At 63.8% G+C, this 16,609-nt stretch carries 20 protein-coding genes; 14 read left to right on the top strand and 6 right to left on the bottom strand.

What is annotated here, in order from left to right:
* Positions 1 to 188: 188 nt before the first annotated feature.
* On the top strand, positions 189 to 899 hold the full coding sequence (locus NKK50_RS08210; RefSeq protein WP_023683473.1) for a helix-turn-helix transcriptional regulator: 711 nt from the start codon (positions 189 to 191) through the stop codon (positions 897 to 899).
* Positions 896 to 1,666 (top strand): helix-turn-helix transcriptional regulator, encoded by a 771-nt coding sequence (locus tag NKK50_RS08205; protein ID WP_023683474.1) that lies wholly within the window; start codon positions 896 to 898, stop codon positions 1,664 to 1,666. The genes NKK50_RS08210 and NKK50_RS08205 overlap by 4 nt, the downstream gene beginning before the upstream one ends.
* Positions 1,667 to 1,697: 31 nt before the next feature.
* Here the strand turns inward: NKK50_RS08205 and NKK50_RS08200 are convergent, their stop codons facing one another.
* From NKK50_RS08200 to motA, 6 genes are read right to left on the bottom strand one after another with little or no spacing between them, the layout of a single operon-like run.
* Positions 1,698 to 2,135 (bottom strand): BspJ family T4SS effector nucleomodulin, encoded by a 438-nt coding sequence (locus NKK50_RS08200; protein ID WP_023671756.1) that lies wholly within the window; start codon positions 2,133 to 2,135, stop codon positions 1,698 to 1,700.
* Positions 2,132 to 3,214 (bottom strand): flagellar biosynthesis protein FlhB, encoded by a 1,083-nt coding sequence (flhB, locus tag NKK50_RS08195; protein ID WP_023683475.1) that lies wholly within the window; start codon positions 3,212 to 3,214, stop codon positions 2,132 to 2,134. The genes NKK50_RS08200 and flhB overlap by 4 nt, the downstream gene beginning before the upstream one ends.
* Positions 3,215 to 3,227: 13 nt before the next feature.
* Complete coding sequence (locus NKK50_RS08190) at positions 3,228 to 4,244, bottom strand: flagellar motor switch protein FliG (protein WP_023683476.1); 1,017 nt, start codon at positions 4,242 to 4,244, stop codon at positions 3,228 to 3,230.
* Positions 4,245 to 4,282: 38 nt separating this feature from the next.
* The gene (gene fliN / locus NKK50_RS08185; protein WP_023683477.1) at positions 4,283 to 4,672 is read right to left on the bottom strand and encodes a flagellar motor switch protein FliN; all 390 of its coding nucleotides are present in this window, start codon (positions 4,670 to 4,672) and stop codon (positions 4,283 to 4,285) included.
* A 33-nt stretch (positions 4,673 to 4,705) separates the two neighbouring features.
* The gene (locus tag NKK50_RS08180) at positions 4,706 to 5,638 is read right to left on the bottom strand and encodes a FliM/FliN family flagellar motor switch protein (RefSeq protein ID WP_023683478.1); all 933 of its coding nucleotides are present in this window, start codon (positions 5,636 to 5,638) and stop codon (positions 4,706 to 4,708) included.
* Positions 5,639 to 5,673: 35 nt separating this feature from the next.
* Positions 5,674 to 6,549: a flagellar motor stator protein MotA gene (gene motA, locus NKK50_RS08175; RefSeq protein ID WP_023671751.1), complete on the bottom strand. Its 876-nt coding sequence runs from the start codon at positions 6,547 to 6,549 to the stop codon at positions 5,674 to 5,676.
* A 144-nt stretch (positions 6,550 to 6,693) separates the two neighbouring features.
* On the opposite strand from motA, the gene NKK50_RS08170 reads away from it, so the two are divergent.
* The 12 genes from NKK50_RS08170 to flgH all read left to right on the top strand — a co-directional run bounded on the left by NKK50_RS08170 (position 6,694) and on the right by flgH (position 16,596).
* On the top strand, positions 6,694 to 8,505 hold the full coding sequence (locus NKK50_RS08170) for a DUF1217 domain-containing protein (protein WP_023686338.1): 1,812 nt from the start codon (positions 6,694 to 6,696) through the stop codon (positions 8,503 to 8,505).
* A gap of 7 nt (positions 8,506 to 8,512) precedes the next feature.
* Positions 8,513 to 9,238, top strand: a complete 726-nt coding sequence (gene flgF / locus NKK50_RS08165; protein ID WP_023671749.1) for a flagellar basal-body rod protein FlgF — start codon at positions 8,513 to 8,515, stop codon at positions 9,236 to 9,238.
* A gap of 4 nt (positions 9,239 to 9,242) precedes the next feature.
* Positions 9,243 to 10,664 carry a flagellar protein export ATPase FliI gene (fliI, locus tag NKK50_RS08160; RefSeq protein ID WP_352543253.1) on the top strand — a complete coding sequence of 474 codons (1,422 nt, stop codon included), beginning with the start codon at positions 9,243 to 9,245 and terminating at the stop codon, positions 10,662 to 10,664.
* On the top strand, positions 10,651 to 11,517 hold the full coding sequence (locus tag NKK50_RS08155) for a hypothetical protein (protein ID WP_023673646.1): 867 nt from the start codon (positions 10,651 to 10,653) through the stop codon (positions 11,515 to 11,517). The genes fliI and NKK50_RS08155 overlap by 14 nt, the downstream gene beginning before the upstream one ends.
* Positions 11,518 to 11,602: 85 nt before the next feature.
* Positions 11,603 to 11,983, top strand: coding sequence for a flagellar basal body rod protein FlgB (flgB, locus tag NKK50_RS08150; RefSeq protein ID WP_023683310.1), 381 nt, complete (start codon positions 11,603 to 11,605; stop codon positions 11,981 to 11,983).
* Between the two features lie 2 nt (positions 11,984 to 11,985).
* The gene (flgC, locus tag NKK50_RS08145; protein ID WP_023686341.1) at positions 11,986 to 12,402 is read left to right on the top strand and encodes a flagellar basal body rod protein FlgC; all 417 of its coding nucleotides are present in this window, start codon (positions 11,986 to 11,988) and stop codon (positions 12,400 to 12,402) included.
* Positions 12,402 to 12,737 carry a flagellar hook-basal body complex protein FliE gene (fliE, locus tag NKK50_RS08140; protein WP_023737680.1) on the top strand — a complete coding sequence of 112 codons (336 nt, stop codon included), beginning with the start codon at positions 12,402 to 12,404 and terminating at the stop codon, positions 12,735 to 12,737. Before flgC ends, fliE begins: the two co-directional genes overlap by 1 nt.
* A gap of 12 nt (positions 12,738 to 12,749) precedes the next feature.
* Complete coding sequence (gene flgG, locus NKK50_RS08135) at positions 12,750 to 13,538, top strand: flagellar basal-body rod protein FlgG (RefSeq protein WP_023673650.1); 789 nt, start codon at positions 12,750 to 12,752, stop codon at positions 13,536 to 13,538.
* Positions 13,539 to 13,544: 6 nt separating this feature from the next.
* Positions 13,545 to 14,072 carry a flagellar basal body P-ring formation chaperone FlgA gene (gene flgA, locus NKK50_RS08130; RefSeq protein ID WP_023737678.1) on the top strand — a complete coding sequence of 176 codons (528 nt, stop codon included), beginning with the start codon at positions 13,545 to 13,547 and terminating at the stop codon, positions 14,070 to 14,072.
* Positions 14,069 to 15,310 carry a flagellar basal body P-ring protein FlgI gene (locus NKK50_RS08125; RefSeq protein WP_023833557.1) on the top strand — a complete coding sequence of 414 codons (1,242 nt, stop codon included), beginning with the start codon at positions 14,069 to 14,071 and terminating at the stop codon, positions 15,308 to 15,310. The genes flgA and NKK50_RS08125 overlap by 4 nt, the downstream gene beginning before the upstream one ends.
* A 9-nt stretch (positions 15,311 to 15,319) precedes the next feature.
* Entirely contained in the window at positions 15,320 to 15,895 is a 576-nt protein-coding gene (locus NKK50_RS08120) for a MotE family protein (RefSeq protein ID WP_023833558.1), read from the top strand.
* On the top strand, positions 15,892 to 16,596 hold the full coding sequence (gene flgH, locus NKK50_RS08115; RefSeq protein WP_023673654.1) for a flagellar basal body L-ring protein FlgH: 705 nt from the start codon (positions 15,892 to 15,894) through the stop codon (positions 16,594 to 16,596). The genes NKK50_RS08120 and flgH overlap by 4 nt, the downstream gene beginning before the upstream one ends.
* The last annotated feature ends 13 nt before the right edge of the window (positions 16,597 to 16,609 follow it).

Genomic DNA, 16,609 nt, shown 5'->3' with positions numbered 1-16,609 from the left:
GTTCCGGCCAATGACCGGCACCAGACGCGGACGGCTTCGCGTTCCCTGAATGGATTCGGCGATCAGCGCGACCGCCGCGCCGTGTGAGTGCTTCGTAAACGTGATGCGTCTTCAAGTTCGGCCGCTGCTAACCCCAGCGTCCGGGCTCAAGAAAAGACTCCGGCCATGACATACAACCAAAGCATCCAATGAGCAGTTCCGCCGCGCTTCTCCAATCCGATACGTTAGGCTCGCGCCTCGAATCGCGCGGCGATCTCACCTCCTTTTTCATGCAGCTTGCCGCCGAGATCGGCGCCGACAGCTACATGCTCGTCGCCATCGTCCACGACCAGGACCGCAACGACGCCCGCATCGTCTCATCCAACTGGATCTTCGACGCCATTGAACTGATCGGCAAGCGGCTGATCGCCGGCCTTGCCCAGGGACCGCTGACCGTTGCACCTGGCATCCGCCCGAGGCCCCTGGTCGCCGCCGCGGCACCCGACGCCGGCGGACTGCTCACAGGCGAAGAGGCGCGCCTGCTCGACGTGCTTGGACATGCCGAAGTCTATTCACTGCGGCTCAATGTCGGCCGCCAGCGGCTGTTTGCGCTTTTCTCGGCGGCCGAGGCCGGCAGTATCGACCAGCCGGCGCTGATGAAGGCTCAGTTGAAGTGCTGTTACGCGCTGTCCGCCATCCCGCAATTGATCGCCGCCGTCGCCATGCAGGACCCGCTGTCCGACCGCGAGCGCGAATGCCTGTTCTGGGTGTCTGAAGGCAAAACCACCGATGAGGTCGCAGTGATCCTCGGGGTCTCGTCCAACACCGTCAACAGCTACATCACCCACGCCATCCAGAAATTCGCGGCGTCGAACCGCGCGATGGCCATCGCCACGGCGATCAGGAGCGGCATCATTTGAAACATGCTGACATCAAGGCGGCGGCCGAAGCCCTTTTCAACGAGCAGCGCAATCCGTTCGGCGCCTTCTCCATCGGTTCCGAGACGCACCATGCCGTTACCATCCCGGACGCGGTGCGCCGCTGCCGCTGGATCGCCGTCGACATCAACGCGTCGGCGTTTGGCCTCTACTTCGTCAGCCCCTCGCCGGAACGGGCGCGCCTGGTGCCGAGCTTCGATTCCGACTATCCCGCCACCGCGGTGACAACCAAATTCATTGCCGGCGCCAACGGTGAGGAGATGGTTCGCCACAGCGGCGCCTCGACAGCGCCGCGCTGGTGGGCCGATGACGGCATCGCCGGCTCGGACGCCGTCTTCAAGAACCTCGCCTGGGCGGAGCGGACGGAGCCGCTGGCGCCGGGCACCAACGGCATTGGCTTTCCCGTCCATGCCGATCGCGGCCATTGCGGGCTGGTGGTGTTCCTCGGCTCGACGATCGCTTTGCCGGAGGACACGCTCTACGAAATCCACGCCCGCTGTTTTTCGCTGTTCGCCGCCGTCGCCCGCATTCGTCCGAACGATGCCGGCCGGATGCGGTCGATCTCCAAGCGTGAACTGGAGTGCCTGAAGCTGACCGCCAACGGCAACACCAGCGAAGAGATCGCCAGGCTGTTGAAGCTGTCGGTCCACACCGCCAACCAGTATCTCACCCAGTCGACGCAGAAGCTCAACGCGGTCAACCGCAACCAGGCGGTGGCCAAGGCGCTGCGGCTGGGGCTGATCGAGTGATCGCGTCTGGCAGTTGGAGTAAGACAAAAGATCAGCGATAGGCGAGCGGCTCGGTCCTGCGGATTCGCGCCTCTTCGATCACCGTCTCCAGCAAAGCGGTGTTGTGCTCGGGGTCTTCCCCGGGCTTTTCGAACGACACATAGTTGACCGCGACCGAAGACCTCTCCTCGCTCAGCGTCAGCTGGAAATAGACGGTGACGCCCGGCGGCCGAAGCTCGAGATCGAGCACGATGCGCGGGCTGCCGCTCCAGTCGACATGTGCCTCTCCGCCATGGCCGAGCCTGAGCGTGCCTGGGAGGAAAAAAAGCTCCACAGCCGAATCCACCAGATCCGACAGGCAAGCGAAATGCTCGAGCCGGATGAAGGCGATGTAGTCGGCGACGTCGATCAGCCGCAACTCGTCGACCACCTGCTCGATGGCCTTGGCGACGATGAGTTCGCGGGATTTTGCGTGCGGTTGGCGGTTCATGAAATTTGTCTCCGCTCAGCCTTTTTGGAGTAGACGATCCGCACCAGTTCGGCGACGGCCTGGTAGAATTGCGACGGGATCACGCTATCAACCGAAACTTGCTTGTACATGGAGCGGGCGAGCGCCACGTCCTCGAAGATCGGGATGTTGTGCTCCTTGGCAATCTCGCGAATCTTGAGCGCCACAAGGTCCTGGCCCTTGGCCAGCACCATGGGTGCTGAATCCTCGTCGCGGACATATCTGAGCGCGATGGAAAAGTGCGTCGGATTGGCGATGATCAGCGTCGCGCGCGGCACCGCCGTCATCATCCGCTTGCGCGCCCGGTCGCGCGCCAGCGAGCGCAGCCGCGACTTGATGATCGGGTCGCCCTCGGACTGCTTGAACTCGTCCTTGACCTCCTGCTTGGTCATCCGCAGATCCTGCTTCCAGTGGAAGCGCGACCAGACGACGTCGACCGCCGCGATCAGCCCCATGACGAAGACGATCGCCACCAATATGTCGACGGTGATGCTTTTGATGACGAGGCCGAAAGCGACGGGGTTGGTGATCATGCCGGCCAGGAGCTGGCGGTAGTCCTGCGATAGCGTGAAGTAGAGCACGATGCTGGCGAAGCCGAGCTTGCCCAGCGATTTCAGGAACTCGACCCAGCCCTGAATGCCGAACATCCTGGTCCAGCCTTTGGCTATCGAGATGCGCGACAGTTGCGGCCGGATCCGCTCGCCGACGACTTGCGGCATGTTCTGCAGCACCGAGGCGCCGATGCCGGCCACCACCAGCAGCACCAGCAGGCTGACGACGGCGTTGCCTATTTCCATCATCACGGTCTTGTAGAGCGCGATGACGTCGGTCTCGGTGTCCATCGGCCACGCCTCGGGCTTTTCCAGGAACATCGACAGGAACATGCCGAGATCAACGACCGCGTCCTTGGCGTAGAAGACGGTGAACACCAGTATGGCGATGAAGGACGCCAGAAGTGCGGCCTCTCGCGAATGGGGCAGCTTGCCCTGTTCGACGGTGTCGCGGATCTTCTTTTCGGTCGCGTCCTCGGTTTTGGAGTCTTTGTCCGCCGCTTCAGCCATTCAGCGCTCGGCGTTAAGCCGCTTCGCTCTGCTGCGATGAGGGCAGTTCGAAAGCCCCCTCGCGCGAAAGCCGGATTGTCGCCACCGCGATGTTCTTGCGCGCCGTCATGATGTCGGCAAGCTGAATGCCTTCCGAGCCCTGGCCGAGCTCGGACTCGATCATGCGCCGCGACCGTGCGCCGATCGCCGACAGCACCGATTCCGTCAATGCGGGCGCCGCACCGCGCAGCGCCAGCGTGATCAGTTCGGTCGACAGCCCGTCGAAAAGGAGTACCCTCGCCTTCTGCGTCAAAAGCGGCAGATCGTCGAAGGCAAACAACCTGGAGCGAACACCGCCGAGGTCCGGCGTGCCGGCCTCTTCCAGATCCTGCATGACCTCTTCCAACTGAGGCTTGTCCATCTCGTTGAGCATACTGGCGACGCGCGCCTGTCCCGCCGAGATATCCTTGGTCGCGGTCTGCGCCAGCACGCTGGCGCGCAGCTGGTTCTCGATGATCCTGGTGGCCGCGTCCGGAATGGTCGCCATCGTCACCATGCGCTTGATGATCTCGCTGCGCATCGGCTTTTCCATGGTCAGCAAAATGTTGGCGGCGGCTTGCGGCGCAAGCTTCGACAGCACCATGGCCGCGGTCTGGGGATGCTCGGCGGCAAGGAATGTGCCCAGACGCGTCGGTTCGAGCTTTTCCAGCTCCGGCCAGATCGGCGGTGGCCCTTCCGGCGCAACCTCGAAGCGCTTGTCGCCCATGATGGCGCTCATCTCTTCGGGCGACAGCGATTCATTGAGGATCGTGTCCATCCGGTCGGCGGAATCGAGCAGGCCCGCACCTTCGGTGAACTCGGCCTCGAATTCGGCAACGATGCGTTCGAGGTCGCTTTGCGGAATGGTGCGCAGCAGCCGCGCCCCTTCGATCAGTGCCTTCAGTTCTTCTTGCTTGAAGAATTTCAGCAGCCGGCTGGCCGAAGGTTTGCCCATCGCCACCAGGATGGCGGCGGCCTTTTGCGGGCGCGTGAGCGTCACCGGCGTCGTCATGGCATCCGCTCCTGCTGAGACCGCATGTCATTCATTGCTCAAGCGCCCTTGGTCGCCGCGATAATTTCGGTCAGCCTGATGCCAAAGCGCGACGGATCGCTTTCCAGCACGGTGATCTCGCCGCGCGCGATCTTGCGGCCGTTGACCACGACATCGACCGGTTCGCCGATGCGCCGGTTGAGCGCCACCGTCGAGCCCTTCTGCAGCGCCATCAGGTCCGACACCGGCATTTCCGTACTGCCGAGGATGATCTGCACATCGACCGGGATGCTCATGATGATGTTGGAATTGGCGCCGGACGTGGCAGCCCGCAAGGCGGCGTCGGGGCGCTTTTCCTCCTCCTGGAGGACGCCGCGCAATTCCTCGATGGCGCGGTCGAGCTGTTCGTCCGGCTGGTCGATATTGGCTTCCACCTTGGTCTTGGCCATCAGTCGTCTCCAAATGCTTGGGCTTGCCCGGCGTCAGCCCGGCATGAGCCCATCGATAAAATCCTGACCAGCATCGTAAGGATGCCTGATCCGGACGGTGTAGTTCTGCCCGAGTTTACCGAACTCGCAGACAAACAGCGTCTTGTCGCGCGCGCTCAGCTTGGCCTGCGACTGCGCGGTTTCCTCGAACTCGATGACCTGGCCTGGCTCGAAACCGGCGAGATCGCCGAGCGTCAGGCGGGCCAGCGGCATGGTCGCTTCGAGCGTCACCGTCGAGCGCATCACTTCTTCGGAAAAACGTGCCCGCCAGTCGGAGGTCGTGCCTTCGCTGTCGTGGACATCGGCGATACCGCGTGTGGCAAGCAGAATGCGCTGCGGGATCATCACCGTGACCGTTCCGCTGTCGGTGGGCGTCGAGATGCCGAAGACGATGCGCACCGCCGCGCCATCGCGCAGCACGCGACGCTTGGCTTCGCTGCCCGAAAGCGCCCGCGGCACCGGCAGCCGCAGCTCGAGCGAGCGCCGGCCCGATCCGTTCAACGCCTGCGCAACTTCCTGGAAGACCGTGGTCGCGACATCGGTCTCGATCTGCGACAGAGCGCGCTCGATCGGCGAAACCGGCTGATCCGGATCGCCGCCGAACAGCGCGCACACCATCACGGCGATGGCCGGCGCATCAGCCACCAGCGTCATCGCATCCGAAGACGTCGGCGATGCTATGATGGCCATGGCAAAGGCATCGCCGGCATTCGTGCGGGCATCGGGAACACGGCTGATCTCGACCGCGCGCAGGTCGACGGTGACCGGTGCGCCGAGTTCGCCGGCCAGGCTCTTCTGCAGCAGCGGCAGGGCGCGCTCGCCCATCGAGCGCCCGGTGCCGATGACATGAGCGGCCTCACCGCTGTCACCGACCAGACGCTCAATGATCAGCGAGCGGGCTTGCGAGGGGCTGCCAGGACTTGTCATGACGGCGTGCGGTCCTGTCTGTCGTCATGCATGGCTCAAGCCGCTTTCTTCTCGGCGGAAGCTGTGTTCATCGTGCTTTGCTCGACGGCATCGATCGTCGGCCGCTCATAGGACGAGATGGTCTTGCGACCGAACTCGATCGCCACCTGCGGCAGGGCGCCGTTCATGTAGGCAAGCAGCGTCTGCTTGACGATGATATAGAGGCGGTTCTTCTTCTCGCGCACCGTCTTGATCTTGGTGGCGACCGGCCCGACCACCGCATAGGACAGGAAGATGCCGAGGAAGGTTCCGACAAGGGCAGCGCCGATCAGGCCGCCGAGGATTTCGGGCGACTGGTCGAGCGCGCCCATCGCCTTGACCACGCCGAGCACGGCGGCGACGATGCCGAGCGCCGGCAGACCATCGCCCACCGCCACCAGCGCATGGTAAGCCTTCATCTTGTCGGACTTGATGGTCTGGATTTCCTCGTCCATCAGCGCCTCGATCTCATGCGAGCGGGCATTGCCGATGATGATGATGCGGCAGTAGTCGCAGATGAAATTCGTCAGGTCGTGGTTCTTGAGCACGGTCGGGAACGCCTGGAAGATTGCCGACTCCTCCGGATTGTCGATATGCGCCTCGACCTCGCTGCGCGACTTCGAGCGCAGTTCGCGCATCAGGCTGTGCAGCACGCCCAGCGTCTCCAGATAGTCGCGCTCTTTCGGCACCGCCTGCTTGAACGCTTCGAGGATACCCCTGCCGGTGTCCTTGACCGTCTTCATCGGGTTGGCGACGAGAAAGGTTCCAAGTGCGGCGCCACAGATGACCACCGCTTCCCAAGGCTGCATCAGCACATGCAGATGGCCGCCCATCGCCATGAAGCCGCCGAGAACACAGCCGAGCGTCACCACAAGTCCGATCAGAATGCCCACGCCAGATCCTTCCGCATCACGTCAGGCCTAACCGATAGCCCCCGTGCCTTGTGTGAGGCTTGAATCATGCAAGGTGAGGCGATTCAGCCTCGCGCAAGCAAGTCCGCATAGTCTTGCTTTTGAAGCTGCGACCGGAGGCATGTCGTGTTGAGCACTTTTACCAGCTACCAGCTCATCGCCAGGGACATCCCCAAGGCGATCGACCGCATCGAGGCGGAGCCGATCACCAAGCGCGACACCGACTACTATCTCGCGAACATCGGCAGCGTGAAATCGATCGACGATTTCGTCAAGAACGACCGGCTGTTCAAATATGCCATGAAAGCCTTCGGTCTCGGCGACATGGCTTACGCCAAGGCCTTCATGGTCAAAGCCCTGAAGGAAGGGGTGTCGGATTCCGACAGCTTCGCCAACAAACTGAGCGACAAGCGTTATGCCGAGTTCGTGTCGGCCTTCAATTTCGCCGCACTTGGCGCTAATGCCACGAGCTACAATTCGGCACAGCAGGGCGTGACCAACAATTATGGTCTCCAGGTCTCGGTCGGCCCTTCGCAGAACGGCTTCACCTACTACAAGGGCGAAACCTCGTACTACCTGAGCAACATTTCCAACGTAAAATCGATCGACGACCTGATGGGCAACGATCGCCTGCTCACCTATGCGATGGCCGCGTTCGGCCTGGACGCCGACGCCGAGCCGGCTGCGACCGTGCGGGCCATGCTGGAAGGCGGCGTCACCGACCCGAACAGCCCCGCAAACACGTCGACAAACAAGGGCTATGCGGCTTTCGTCGCGGCTTTCGACTTTGCCCAATATGGCGACCAGGCTACGGCGCGCGACGCCGTCCAGCAGGCGGTGCCGAAGGCTGTGATCGGCGGAACCGGACTGTTGCTCGTCAAGCCGACCGCGCAATACATCAAGGGCGAGGCCGACTACTACGCAGCCAACATCTCCAAGGTGAAGTCCATCGAAGACCTGCTGAAGGACAAGCGCCTGCTGACCTTCGCCATGGCTGCCTATGGGCTTGATGCATCGACCCAGACGACGAAGCAGATCCGCACCATGGTCAATGGCGGCGTCACCGATCCGTTGAGTCCCGCCAACCTGTTGACCGACAAGAGCTACGCCAACTTCGTCAGCGCCTTTGATTTTGCCCAGTATGGCGATCAGACGATCACGCGCGACGCGGTGCTGAAGACCACGCCGAAGCTCTACACGACCGAGTCCAGTCTTGGCCTCATCAAGCCGAATGCGGACGCCGTCCAGGCCGAGACCAGCTACTACCTCGCCAACATCACCAAGGTGAAATCGGTCGACGACCTGATGGCCGACAGCCGCCTTTATAACTATGCTCTGTCCGCAAGCGGGCTCGATCCGGCGACCACCAACAAGGATCTCGTCCGTGATGTCCTTGAGGGCGGTGTCCGCGATCCCGCCAGTGTCGCCAACAAGCTCTCCAACAAGGCCTATGCCAGGCTCGCCACCTCGTTGAATTTCGAGGCCTACGGCGAAGCGGCAACGACCCGCAGCCCGTCGCAGCAGCCGGTGGTCGACAAATACATGCGCCAGACCCTGGAAGAAGACGCCGGCAAGACCAATGAGGGCGTGCGGTTGGCGCTCTATTTCGAGCGCAAGGCCTCGACCATCACCAACTGGTACGACGTGCTGGCCGACACGGCCCTGGCCAGCGTGGTACGCACCGCCATCGGCCTGCCCGATTCCTTCGCTGCCGCAGATATCGACAAGCAGGCGCAGGCCTTCGACGCAAAGCTCGACCTCACCGATTTCACCGACCCGGCCAAGCTCGAGAAATTCCTCACCCGCTTCACCAGCCTTTGGGAAATCAATCATCCGACCTCGACCGCCCAGACATCGATCGGTGTGCTGTTTGCGCAGCCGACCACCGTCGGCATCTCGACCGATCTGATGATGGCCATGCAGAAACTGAGATTCTGAGAACACCATGCAGGACAGCCTTTACGTCGCCCTTTCCTCGCAGATCGCGCTTGAGCGCCGTCTCGACACCATCGCCGATAATGTCGCCAACGCCTCGACCATCGGCTTTCGCGCCACCGGCGTGAAGTTCGAGGATGTCGTCTCCGGCAGCGGCCCCAAATCGGTGTCCTTCGCCTCCTCCGGCAAGACCTATTTGTCCGGCGCGCATGGCGCGATGACGCAGACCGGCAACCCGTTCGACTTCGCCGTCCAGGGCGATGCCTGGTTCGGCATCGACACCCCGGCCGGCACCGTGATGACGCGCGACGGACGTTTTTCGATGAACGAGAACGGCGAGTTGATGTCGCTCGAAGGCCATCCGGTGCTCGACGCCGGCGGTGCGCCGATCCAGCTCGACCCGCGCGACGGCCCACCCAAGGCGGGCGCCGACGGCTCGCTGCGCCAGGGCGACAAGCTCGTCGGCGCCATCGGCCTGTTCAATTTCGATCCCGGCCCGAATTTCGTCCGCTACGGCAATTCTGGCATCGTGCCCGCGCGTGCGCCGGAGCCGGTCACCGACCGTTCCGATCTCGGCGTCGCGCAGGGCTATGTCGAGGAATCCAACGTCAATCCGGTGCTGGAGATGACGCGCCTGATCATGGTCCAGCGCGCCTTCGAGAACACGGCGGCGCTGATGCGCCAGACAGATGCCTCGACCGACGACGCCATCAAGACGCTCGGCTCCAAGTCGTAGCAGCATGTCGAGCAGCAAATCATCGATACGCGCGCTTGAACGGCAACCGGAGACAGCACCGGAAAACCGGCTGGCTGCGCTGGAGCGGATCTGGCGCCGCTTCGATGACACCGAGACGTTGCTGCGGCGCGGCGGCCGTGTTTCGGAGGTTTCGCCAACGCATTACAAGGTGCGCGGCCTGTCTGAAGTCGCCAGGCTTGGCGACCTCGTCGAACAGCGCGGCAATGCCGGCACGCGCCGCGGCGAGATCGTCAGGATCGGCCGCGACGAAGTCGTCATCGCCCCCTTCGAACGCAGCGCCGACGCCGGCATCGGCGGCGCCGTGTTTCGCCGCGGCCCGCTGACGGTAACGCCGCTTGCCTCGTGGCGCGGGCGCGCCATCGACGCGCTGACCCGCGTCATCGATGGCGGCCCGCCGCTGATCAGGATCGGCGAGGCTGCGAGCGGCGACGGCACCACGCCCGGCGCCATGGCGCGGCAGCGCGTCGGCACCGCCTTCACGACCGGGGTCAAGGTCATCGACATCTTCACGCCGCTCTGCCTCGGCCAGCGCCTCGGCATTTTTGCCGGTTCCGGCGTCGGCAAGTCGACGCTGCTCGCCATGCTGGCCGGCGCCGACGCCTTCGACACCGTGGTCGTGGCGCTGATCGGCGAGCGCGGCCGCGAGGTACGCGAATTCCTCGAAGACACGATCGGCGCAGAGAGCATGGCCAAGACGGTCGCCGTCGTCGCCACCAGCGACGAGAGCGCCATGATGCGCCGGCGCGCGCCGGATACCGCCATGCGCGTTGCCGAACATTTTCGCGACCAGGGCCATCGCGTGCTGCTGGTGCTGGATTCGATTACCCGCTTTGCCCATGCGCTGCGCGAGGTGGCGACCGGCACCGGCGAGCCGCCGGTCGCCCGGGGCTATCCCGCTTCGGTTTTCACCGACCTGCCGAAGCTGCTCGAACGCGCCGGACCTGGCGCTGAAGGCCCCGGTATCAAAGGACAGGGATCGATCACTGCCATCATCTCGGTGCTGGTCGACGGCGATGACCACAACGACCCGGTCGCCGATTCGGTACGCGGCATCCTCGACGGCCATGTCGTGCTCGACCGCGCCATTGCCGAACAGGGCCGCTACCCCCCGGTCAATCCGCTGTCGTCGATCTCGCGCCTCGCCGACAAGGCATGGAGCCCCGAGCAACGCATGCTGGTGACCAGGCTGAAATCGATGATCTCGCGCTTCGAGGACACCCGCGACATCCGCCTGCTCGGTGCCTATCAGGGCGGCGCCGATGCCGAGCTCGATATTGCCGTGCGCCAGGTGCCGCTGATCTACGAGGCGCTGACGCAGTCGCCCAGGGATCGCGCCTCGAGCGACGCATTCTCCGACCTCGCCCGTCATCTGAAAGGCAAGCAAAGTGTCGATGCAGGAGACTGAGCTTCAGTACACCGAGCGGCTTTTGCGCGAGATGATCGCAGAGGCCAGTGCCGCCGAGGAAGCCCGGGCCAACGAAGCGAGAGCTGTCAGGGCAAAGGCCGATCTCGACAAGGCCGCCAAGGCTGAGGCCATTCTGGCCAGGGCCGCCAGGCCATTCTTGCCCAGGGTAGCCAGCGTAGTCGAGTCCACTGTGCCTCGCTTGGCCGAGCCTGCCTTGCCCAGCGTCGTCAAGCCTGAATTGCCAAGGACCCCTCGCGCCGGCCCCAAAGAAGCGATCGAGACCAGTCGTGACTCGCTTCTCGACGGGCTGTTCCCGGTCACCGAATGGCCGCAGCCGCCAAGGCCGCAATATCCCAGGCTCGACAAGAAATCCGACCGCCGCAGCGATATCGTCTTTGCCGCGCTCGGCATCACGCTTGGCCTGATCTGCGCGCTGTTTCCCTGGTATATCTTCTTCAATCAGGACCAGTTCGGCGTGCAGGCGATCAAGTTCGGCGGCAGCGGCACCAATGCAGGGCGGGTCAGCGGCGGCTCGCAGATGGAGAACAGCGGTCAGCCGCTGACGGCAAACGATGTTCCCGATGTCGACCTGTTCGCCACCGGCACGCTGCAGGACCCCGAGGACAAGACCCAGCCTCCCGGCGTCGACGAGCAGCCCTTCCCGGCGGACGCCAAATTTCGCATGGTTCATGTCGCCAATGGCCGCGCCATGATCGAGGACGATGCCGGCCTGTGGATCGTCCAGCGCGGCTCGAAGCTGCCCGATACCAGCGTCGTCTCGTCGATCGAGCAACGGGGCGGCAAGTGGGTCATGGTCACCAGCACCGACCAGGTGATCGAACTCTCCAAATAGCGGCACACCGGATTTACCCCCGAGCCGCGCAAGGTCCGCGCAAGACTGGCAGCCTAGTCTTGTACGTACCAGCCCGGAGATCCCCATGGAGCCCGTCAATCTTTTCGATCTCGCCGCCAAGCAGTCGCAATGGCTGTCGGTGCGCCAGTCGGCCATTGCCGGCAACATCGCCAACGTCAACACGCCGGGCTACACCGCCGGCGATGTCGAGCCGTTCGAGAAGGTGCTCGACCGCACGGCAGTGTCGCTGACCGCCACCCAGGCAGGCCACCTCGGCACTGCCGCCACTAATGCCGGCTTCACGGTCAAGCCAGAAGAGACGACCGGCGCCATCATGCCCTCGAAGAACACGGTGGTGGTCGAGAACGAACTGATGAAGGCCGGCGAGGTCCGCCGCTCGTTTGAACTCAACACCGCGATCGTCAAGGCCTTCCATTCGATGATGATGATGGCGGTGAAGAGCTGACCATGGACGCCTTGACCTCAGCCCTCAAGATCGCCGCGTCCGGCCTCAGCGCCCAGTCTGACCGTTTGCGCGTCGTTTCGGAAAACCTTGCCAACGCGCAGTCGACCGGCAACACCCCGGGCGCCGACCCCTATCGCCGCAAGACCATCAGTTTCGTCTCGGAACTCGATCGTGCCTCGGGTGGCACGACGGTTGAGGTCAACTCCATCGACCGCGACCCCAGCGACTTTCCCGTCGAATTCCAGCCCGGCAACGAGGCCGCCGACGACAAGGGCTACGTCAAGATGCCCAATGTCAACGTGCTGGTCGAGATGGCCGACATGAGCGAAGCCAACCGCTCCTACGAAGCCAACCTTCAGGTCATCAAGCAGGCGCGTGATCTGATCTCCATGACCATCGACCTGATGAGGAACCAGTAATGATCAGCGGCATTGGCGGTATCGGATCGCTTCCCCTCAAGCCGGAGATCGGTGGCGCCGATACCACGACCGACCTGTTCCAGGGCACCAAGGCGCCGATGGCCGGCAGCGAAATCGGCACCACCTTTGCCGAGGCGCTGAGCCAGGCCGCCTCGAAGACCGTCAACACCTTGCAGAATGCCGAGCAGGTGTCGATCCAGGCACTCAGGGGCGACGCCGATACCCGTCAGGTCGTCGACGCCGTCATGAGCGCCCAGCAGGCCCTGCAGACCACGATCGCGATCCGCGACAAGGTCGTCTCCGCCTATCTCGAAATCAGCCGTATGGGCATCTGAGGAGAACTTGCCGTGAAAGCACTCGCCATCGCAGCGACCGGCATGAATGCCCAGCAGACAAATCTGGAAGTCATTGCCAACAACATCGCCAACATCAACACCACCGGCTACAAGCGCGCGCGCGCCGAATTCTCCGACCTGCTCTACCAGGTCGACCGCACGCAGGGCGTGCCCAACCGCTCCAATTCATCGCTTGTGCCGGAAGGCGTGTCGATCGGCCTCGGCGTCAAGACGACGGCGGTGCGCAACGTCCATACGCAGGGCGAACTGACTTCGACCGGCAACAGTTTCGACATGGCGCTGACGGGCCGCGGCTGGTTCCAGATCGAGGGCGGCGACGGCGGCACGCTCTACAGCCGCGCCGGCGCCTTCAATACCAACGCCACCGGCCAGCTGGTGACCGTCGACGGCGCCAATGTCATCCCGGCCATCACCGTGCCGACCGATGCCATCGAAGTTGTCGTCAACAAGACCGGCCAGGTCTTTGCCCGCATCGACGGCCAGACCGACCTCCAGCTGCTGGGCCAGCTGCAGCTCGCCAACTTTGCCAATGAAGCCGGCCTGGCGCCGCTCGGCGACAATCTGTTCCAGGAGACGCCGGCCTCCGGCCCGGCCAATGTCGGCGTGCCCGGCGATCCCGGCTTCGCCTCGGTCGAGCAGGGTTATCTCGAGGCCTCCAACGTCGATCCGGTCAAGGAAATCACCGAGCTGATCTCGGCGCAGCGCGCCTATGAGATGAACTCCAAGGTCATCCAGGCCGCCGACGACATGGCCTCCGTCGTGTCCAAGAACATCAGGTAAGGTTTGATGGTCTCTCCGGCCTCCCGCTCCGCGCTTTGCCGCACCGCGCTGATGCTCGCGCTGGTAGCCGGCGGTGTGCCGGCGTTTGCGCAGGAAGCGGCAAATCAGGAGACCACCACCCAGGTCGCAAGCAGTCAGGCAACCGGCGAGATCGTGCTGATCCCCAACCGGGTCATCTATCCCGGCGAGATGATCGACACCGGCGCGCTGAAGCCGGTGACGCTGCTCCCCGGCAAGCACAGGCCGGATGCGGTCGCCACGCAGGCCATGGAACTCCAGGGCAAGGTCGCCAAGCGCACGCTGCTGCCCGGCCGCTATATCCCGGTCGCCGCCATCCGCGACGCCTGGCTGGTCGAACAGGGTGCCGCCGTGCAGGTCTATTTCATCGCCGGCGACCTCACCATTTCGGCCACGGCGGTGTCGCTGCAGCCGGGTGCCGCCGGCGATTTGATAAAGGTCCGCAACACAGACAGCGGCAAGATCTTTTCCGGCACGGTGATGGCTGACGGCACCATCCGGGTCAGCGCGTCATGAGACGCGGAGCTGCCCTTCTGCTCGCGGCCGTTGTCGGCCTGCAGCCGGCGCTGGCCGACGGTCTTACGCCGAAGCAAAAGCGCGATCTTGCCGGCCAGAATGGCGGCGCCTTTGTCGATCCCGAATACGATCCGGCCACCACCAACCGCATGTTCAGGGTCTCCAACGGCCCAAGCTCTCTGCCACCCGGCCAGGTCGCATCGCGCATCAAGGACATTGCGCAGCTGCAGGCTTCGCGCGACAACCAGCTCGTCGGCTACGGCCTCGTCATCGGCCTCGCCGGATCGGGCGACAGCCTGCGCAATTCGCCCTTCACCGAACAGTCGATCCGCGCCATGCTCGAAAATCTCGGCATTGCCACCGAAGGTGGCAGCGCGCGGGCCAAGAACGTCGCCGCCGTCATCGTCACCGCCAACATGCCGCCTTACGTGCAGTCTGGCGCCCGCATCGACATCGACGTCTCCTCCATGGGCGACGCCACATCGCTTGCCGGCGGCACGCTGATAATGACGCCACTGAAGGCGGCCGATGGCGAGATCTATGCTGTCGGGCAAGGCTCGGTCATCGTTTCCGGCTTCACTGCCCAAGGCGATGCCGAAAAGCTGACGCAGGGCGTGCCGACGGCCGGCCGCGTGCCCAACGGCGCCATCGTCGAGCGCACTGTGCGCGCCGAATTCGAGGACCAGGCGCTGCTCACCTTGCAATTGCGCAACCCCGATTTCTCCACTGCCGTCCGCATCGCCGACGCCATCAACGGCTACACCTCGCAACGCTTCGGCATGCGCATGGCGGCGGAGCGCGATGCACGTACCGTGCAGATCAGGCGGCCGAAGAATGTTTCGGCGGCGCGCTTCTACGCCGAGATCGAGAATTTGGTGGTCGAGACCGACACGCCGGCACGCGTCGTCATCGACGAACGCACCGGCACCATCGTCATCGGCAACGAGGTCAAGATCTCGCGGGTGGCGATCAGCCACGGCACGCTCACCGTGCGCATCACCGAACAGCCGAAGATCGTCCAGCCAGAACCGTTCTCCAAGGGCGTGACAGCGGAGGAACCCTTCACCACCATCGATGCCACGCGGCCTGACGCCCGCGTCAATGTGCTCGACGGACCGAACCTCGAAACGCTGGTGTCGGGCCTCAACCGTCTCGGCGTCAAGCCGGACGGCATCATTGCCATTTTGCAAGGCATCAAGTCGGCCGGCGCTTTGCAGGCCGATCTGGTTCTCCAATAGGCCATACCGATGATCGATTTCTTTTCCCAAAAGCAGCACCGCCGAAGCGCAGCCTTGGCAGCTTGCGTCATCGCCGCCACCGTCCTTGCCGGCGGCACTGTTCGCGCGGAAAAAGCGGTGCGGCAGGTTCTTCCTGGCGGGCAACAGCCGGCGGCAGTGCAGCAGCTGGTCCGCGAGAAGGTGCCCGATGAAAGCGAGATCCAGCGCTTCTGCTCCAACATCGCCGACGCCGCCCGCGACCGCCGTTACGCGCTGCAGGCCGACGAGTTGAAGCAGTTGCAGGCTGGCATCGACCAGCGCATGAAGGCGCTGGACGACAAGCGCGCCGAATACGAGCAATGGCTGAAGCGGCGTGAAGTTTTCCTGGCCCGCGCCGAGGATGGCGTCGTCAAGATCTATGCCGGCATGAAACCGGATGCCGCGGCCGAGCGCCTGGCCATGGTCAACACCGATCTCGCCGCCGCCATCCTGATGAAACTCGATTCGCGCAAGGCCGGCGTCATTCTCAACGAAATGGACCAGAAGGCGGCAGCCACGCTCACCGGCATCATGGCCAGCGCGGCGCGAAGGGTAGACCCGTCATGAAGTCGCATATACTCGCCCTGGTCGCCACCGCTTCACTTGCCGGCTGCGCCTCCGACCCCAGGGAGATCGGCAGGGAGCCGGCGCTGTCGCCGGTTGGCACCGGCATTACCGGCAGCGTCAATGCGCCCTACTCCTATCCCGAAACGCCACCCGCGCCAGTGAAGAAATTCTCGCTGTGGGATGATCGCCAGAGCCGGTTGTTCACCGACCCACGCGCGCTGCGCGACGGCGACATCCTCACCGTCAGGATCAAGCTCAACGACAAGGCCAACTTCAAGAACCAGAACGACCGCAGCCGCACCGCCGGGCGCAAGCTCGGCTATGACGTCAACCTCGGATGGGAAGGTGCCACCACCAGCGGCAAGGGCGACGCGGGGCTGAGCTCCACCACCGAAACCAATGCGGACGGCGAAATCAAGCGCTCGGAGAACCTCGAGCTCAACGTCGCCGCCGTCGTCACCGAAGTCCTGCCCAACGGCAATCTGATGATCCGGGGCTCACAGGAGGTGCGCGTCAATTACGAGCTCAGGGTGCTGACCATCGCCGGCATGGTGCGTCCATCCGATATCGGCGCTGAAAACACCATCTCTTATGAACGCATCGCCGAGGCGCGCATCTCCTATGGCGGCCGCGGCCGCGTCAGCGAAATCCAGCAGCCCGCTTACGGTCAGCAGATCCTCGACCAAGTCCTCCCCTTTTAGGACTGGAGAACGG

The sequence above is a fragment of the Mesorhizobium sp. M0001 genome (genome assembly GCF_040324255.1).
Taxonomy (GTDB): Bacteria; Pseudomonadota; Alphaproteobacteria; order Rhizobiales; family Rhizobiaceae; genus Mesorhizobium.
The sequence above is the reverse complement of the archived record's forward strand: the minus strand, read 5'-3'. Positions and strand labels throughout refer to the sequence as shown.

Excerpts from the sequence above, each read along its gene's own strand:
- NKK50_RS08210 (WP_023683473.1), top strand. The coding sequence starts at position 189 with ATGAGCAGTTCCGCCGCGCTTCTCCAATCCGATACGTTAGGCTCGCGC.
- NKK50_RS08200 (WP_023671756.1), bottom strand. The coding sequence starts at position 2,135 with ATGAACCGCCAACCGCACGCAAAATCCCGCGAACTCATCGTCGCCAAG.
- flhB (WP_023683475.1), bottom strand. The coding sequence starts at position 3,214 with ATGGCTGAAGCGGCGGACAAAGACTCCAAAACCGAGGACGCGACCGAA.
- NKK50_RS08190 (WP_023683476.1), bottom strand. The coding sequence starts at position 4,244 with ATGACGACGCCGGTGACGCTCACGCGCCCGCAAAAGGCCGCCGCCATC.
- fliN (WP_023683477.1), bottom strand. The coding sequence starts at position 4,672 with ATGGCCAAGACCAAGGTGGAAGCCAATATCGACCAGCCGGACGAACAG.
- NKK50_RS08180 (WP_023683478.1), bottom strand. The coding sequence starts at position 5,638 with ATGACAAGTCCTGGCAGCCCCTCGCAAGCCCGCTCGCTGATCATTGAG.
- flgF (WP_023671749.1), top strand. The coding sequence starts at position 8,513 with ATGCAGGACAGCCTTTACGTCGCCCTTTCCTCGCAGATCGCGCTTGAG.
- fliI (WP_352543253.1), top strand. The coding sequence starts at position 9,243 with ATGTCGAGCAGCAAATCATCGATACGCGCGCTTGAACGGCAACCGGAG.
- NKK50_RS08155 (WP_023673646.1), top strand. The coding sequence starts at position 10,651 with ATGCAGGAGACTGAGCTTCAGTACACCGAGCGGCTTTTGCGCGAGATG.
- flgB (WP_023683310.1), top strand. The coding sequence starts at position 11,603 with ATGGAGCCCGTCAATCTTTTCGATCTCGCCGCCAAGCAGTCGCAATGG.
- flgC (WP_023686341.1), top strand. The coding sequence starts at position 11,986 with ATGGACGCCTTGACCTCAGCCCTCAAGATCGCCGCGTCCGGCCTCAGC.
- fliE (WP_023737680.1), top strand. The coding sequence starts at position 12,402 with ATGATCAGCGGCATTGGCGGTATCGGATCGCTTCCCCTCAAGCCGGAG.
- flgA (WP_023737678.1), top strand. The coding sequence starts at position 13,545 with ATGGTCTCTCCGGCCTCCCGCTCCGCGCTTTGCCGCACCGCGCTGATG.
- NKK50_RS08125 (WP_023833557.1), top strand. The coding sequence starts at position 14,069 with ATGAGACGCGGAGCTGCCCTTCTGCTCGCGGCCGTTGTCGGCCTGCAG.
- NKK50_RS08120 (WP_023833558.1), top strand. The coding sequence starts at position 15,320 with ATGATCGATTTCTTTTCCCAAAAGCAGCACCGCCGAAGCGCAGCCTTG.
- flgH (WP_023673654.1), top strand. The coding sequence starts at position 15,892 with ATGAAGTCGCATATACTCGCCCTGGTCGCCACCGCTTCACTTGCCGGC.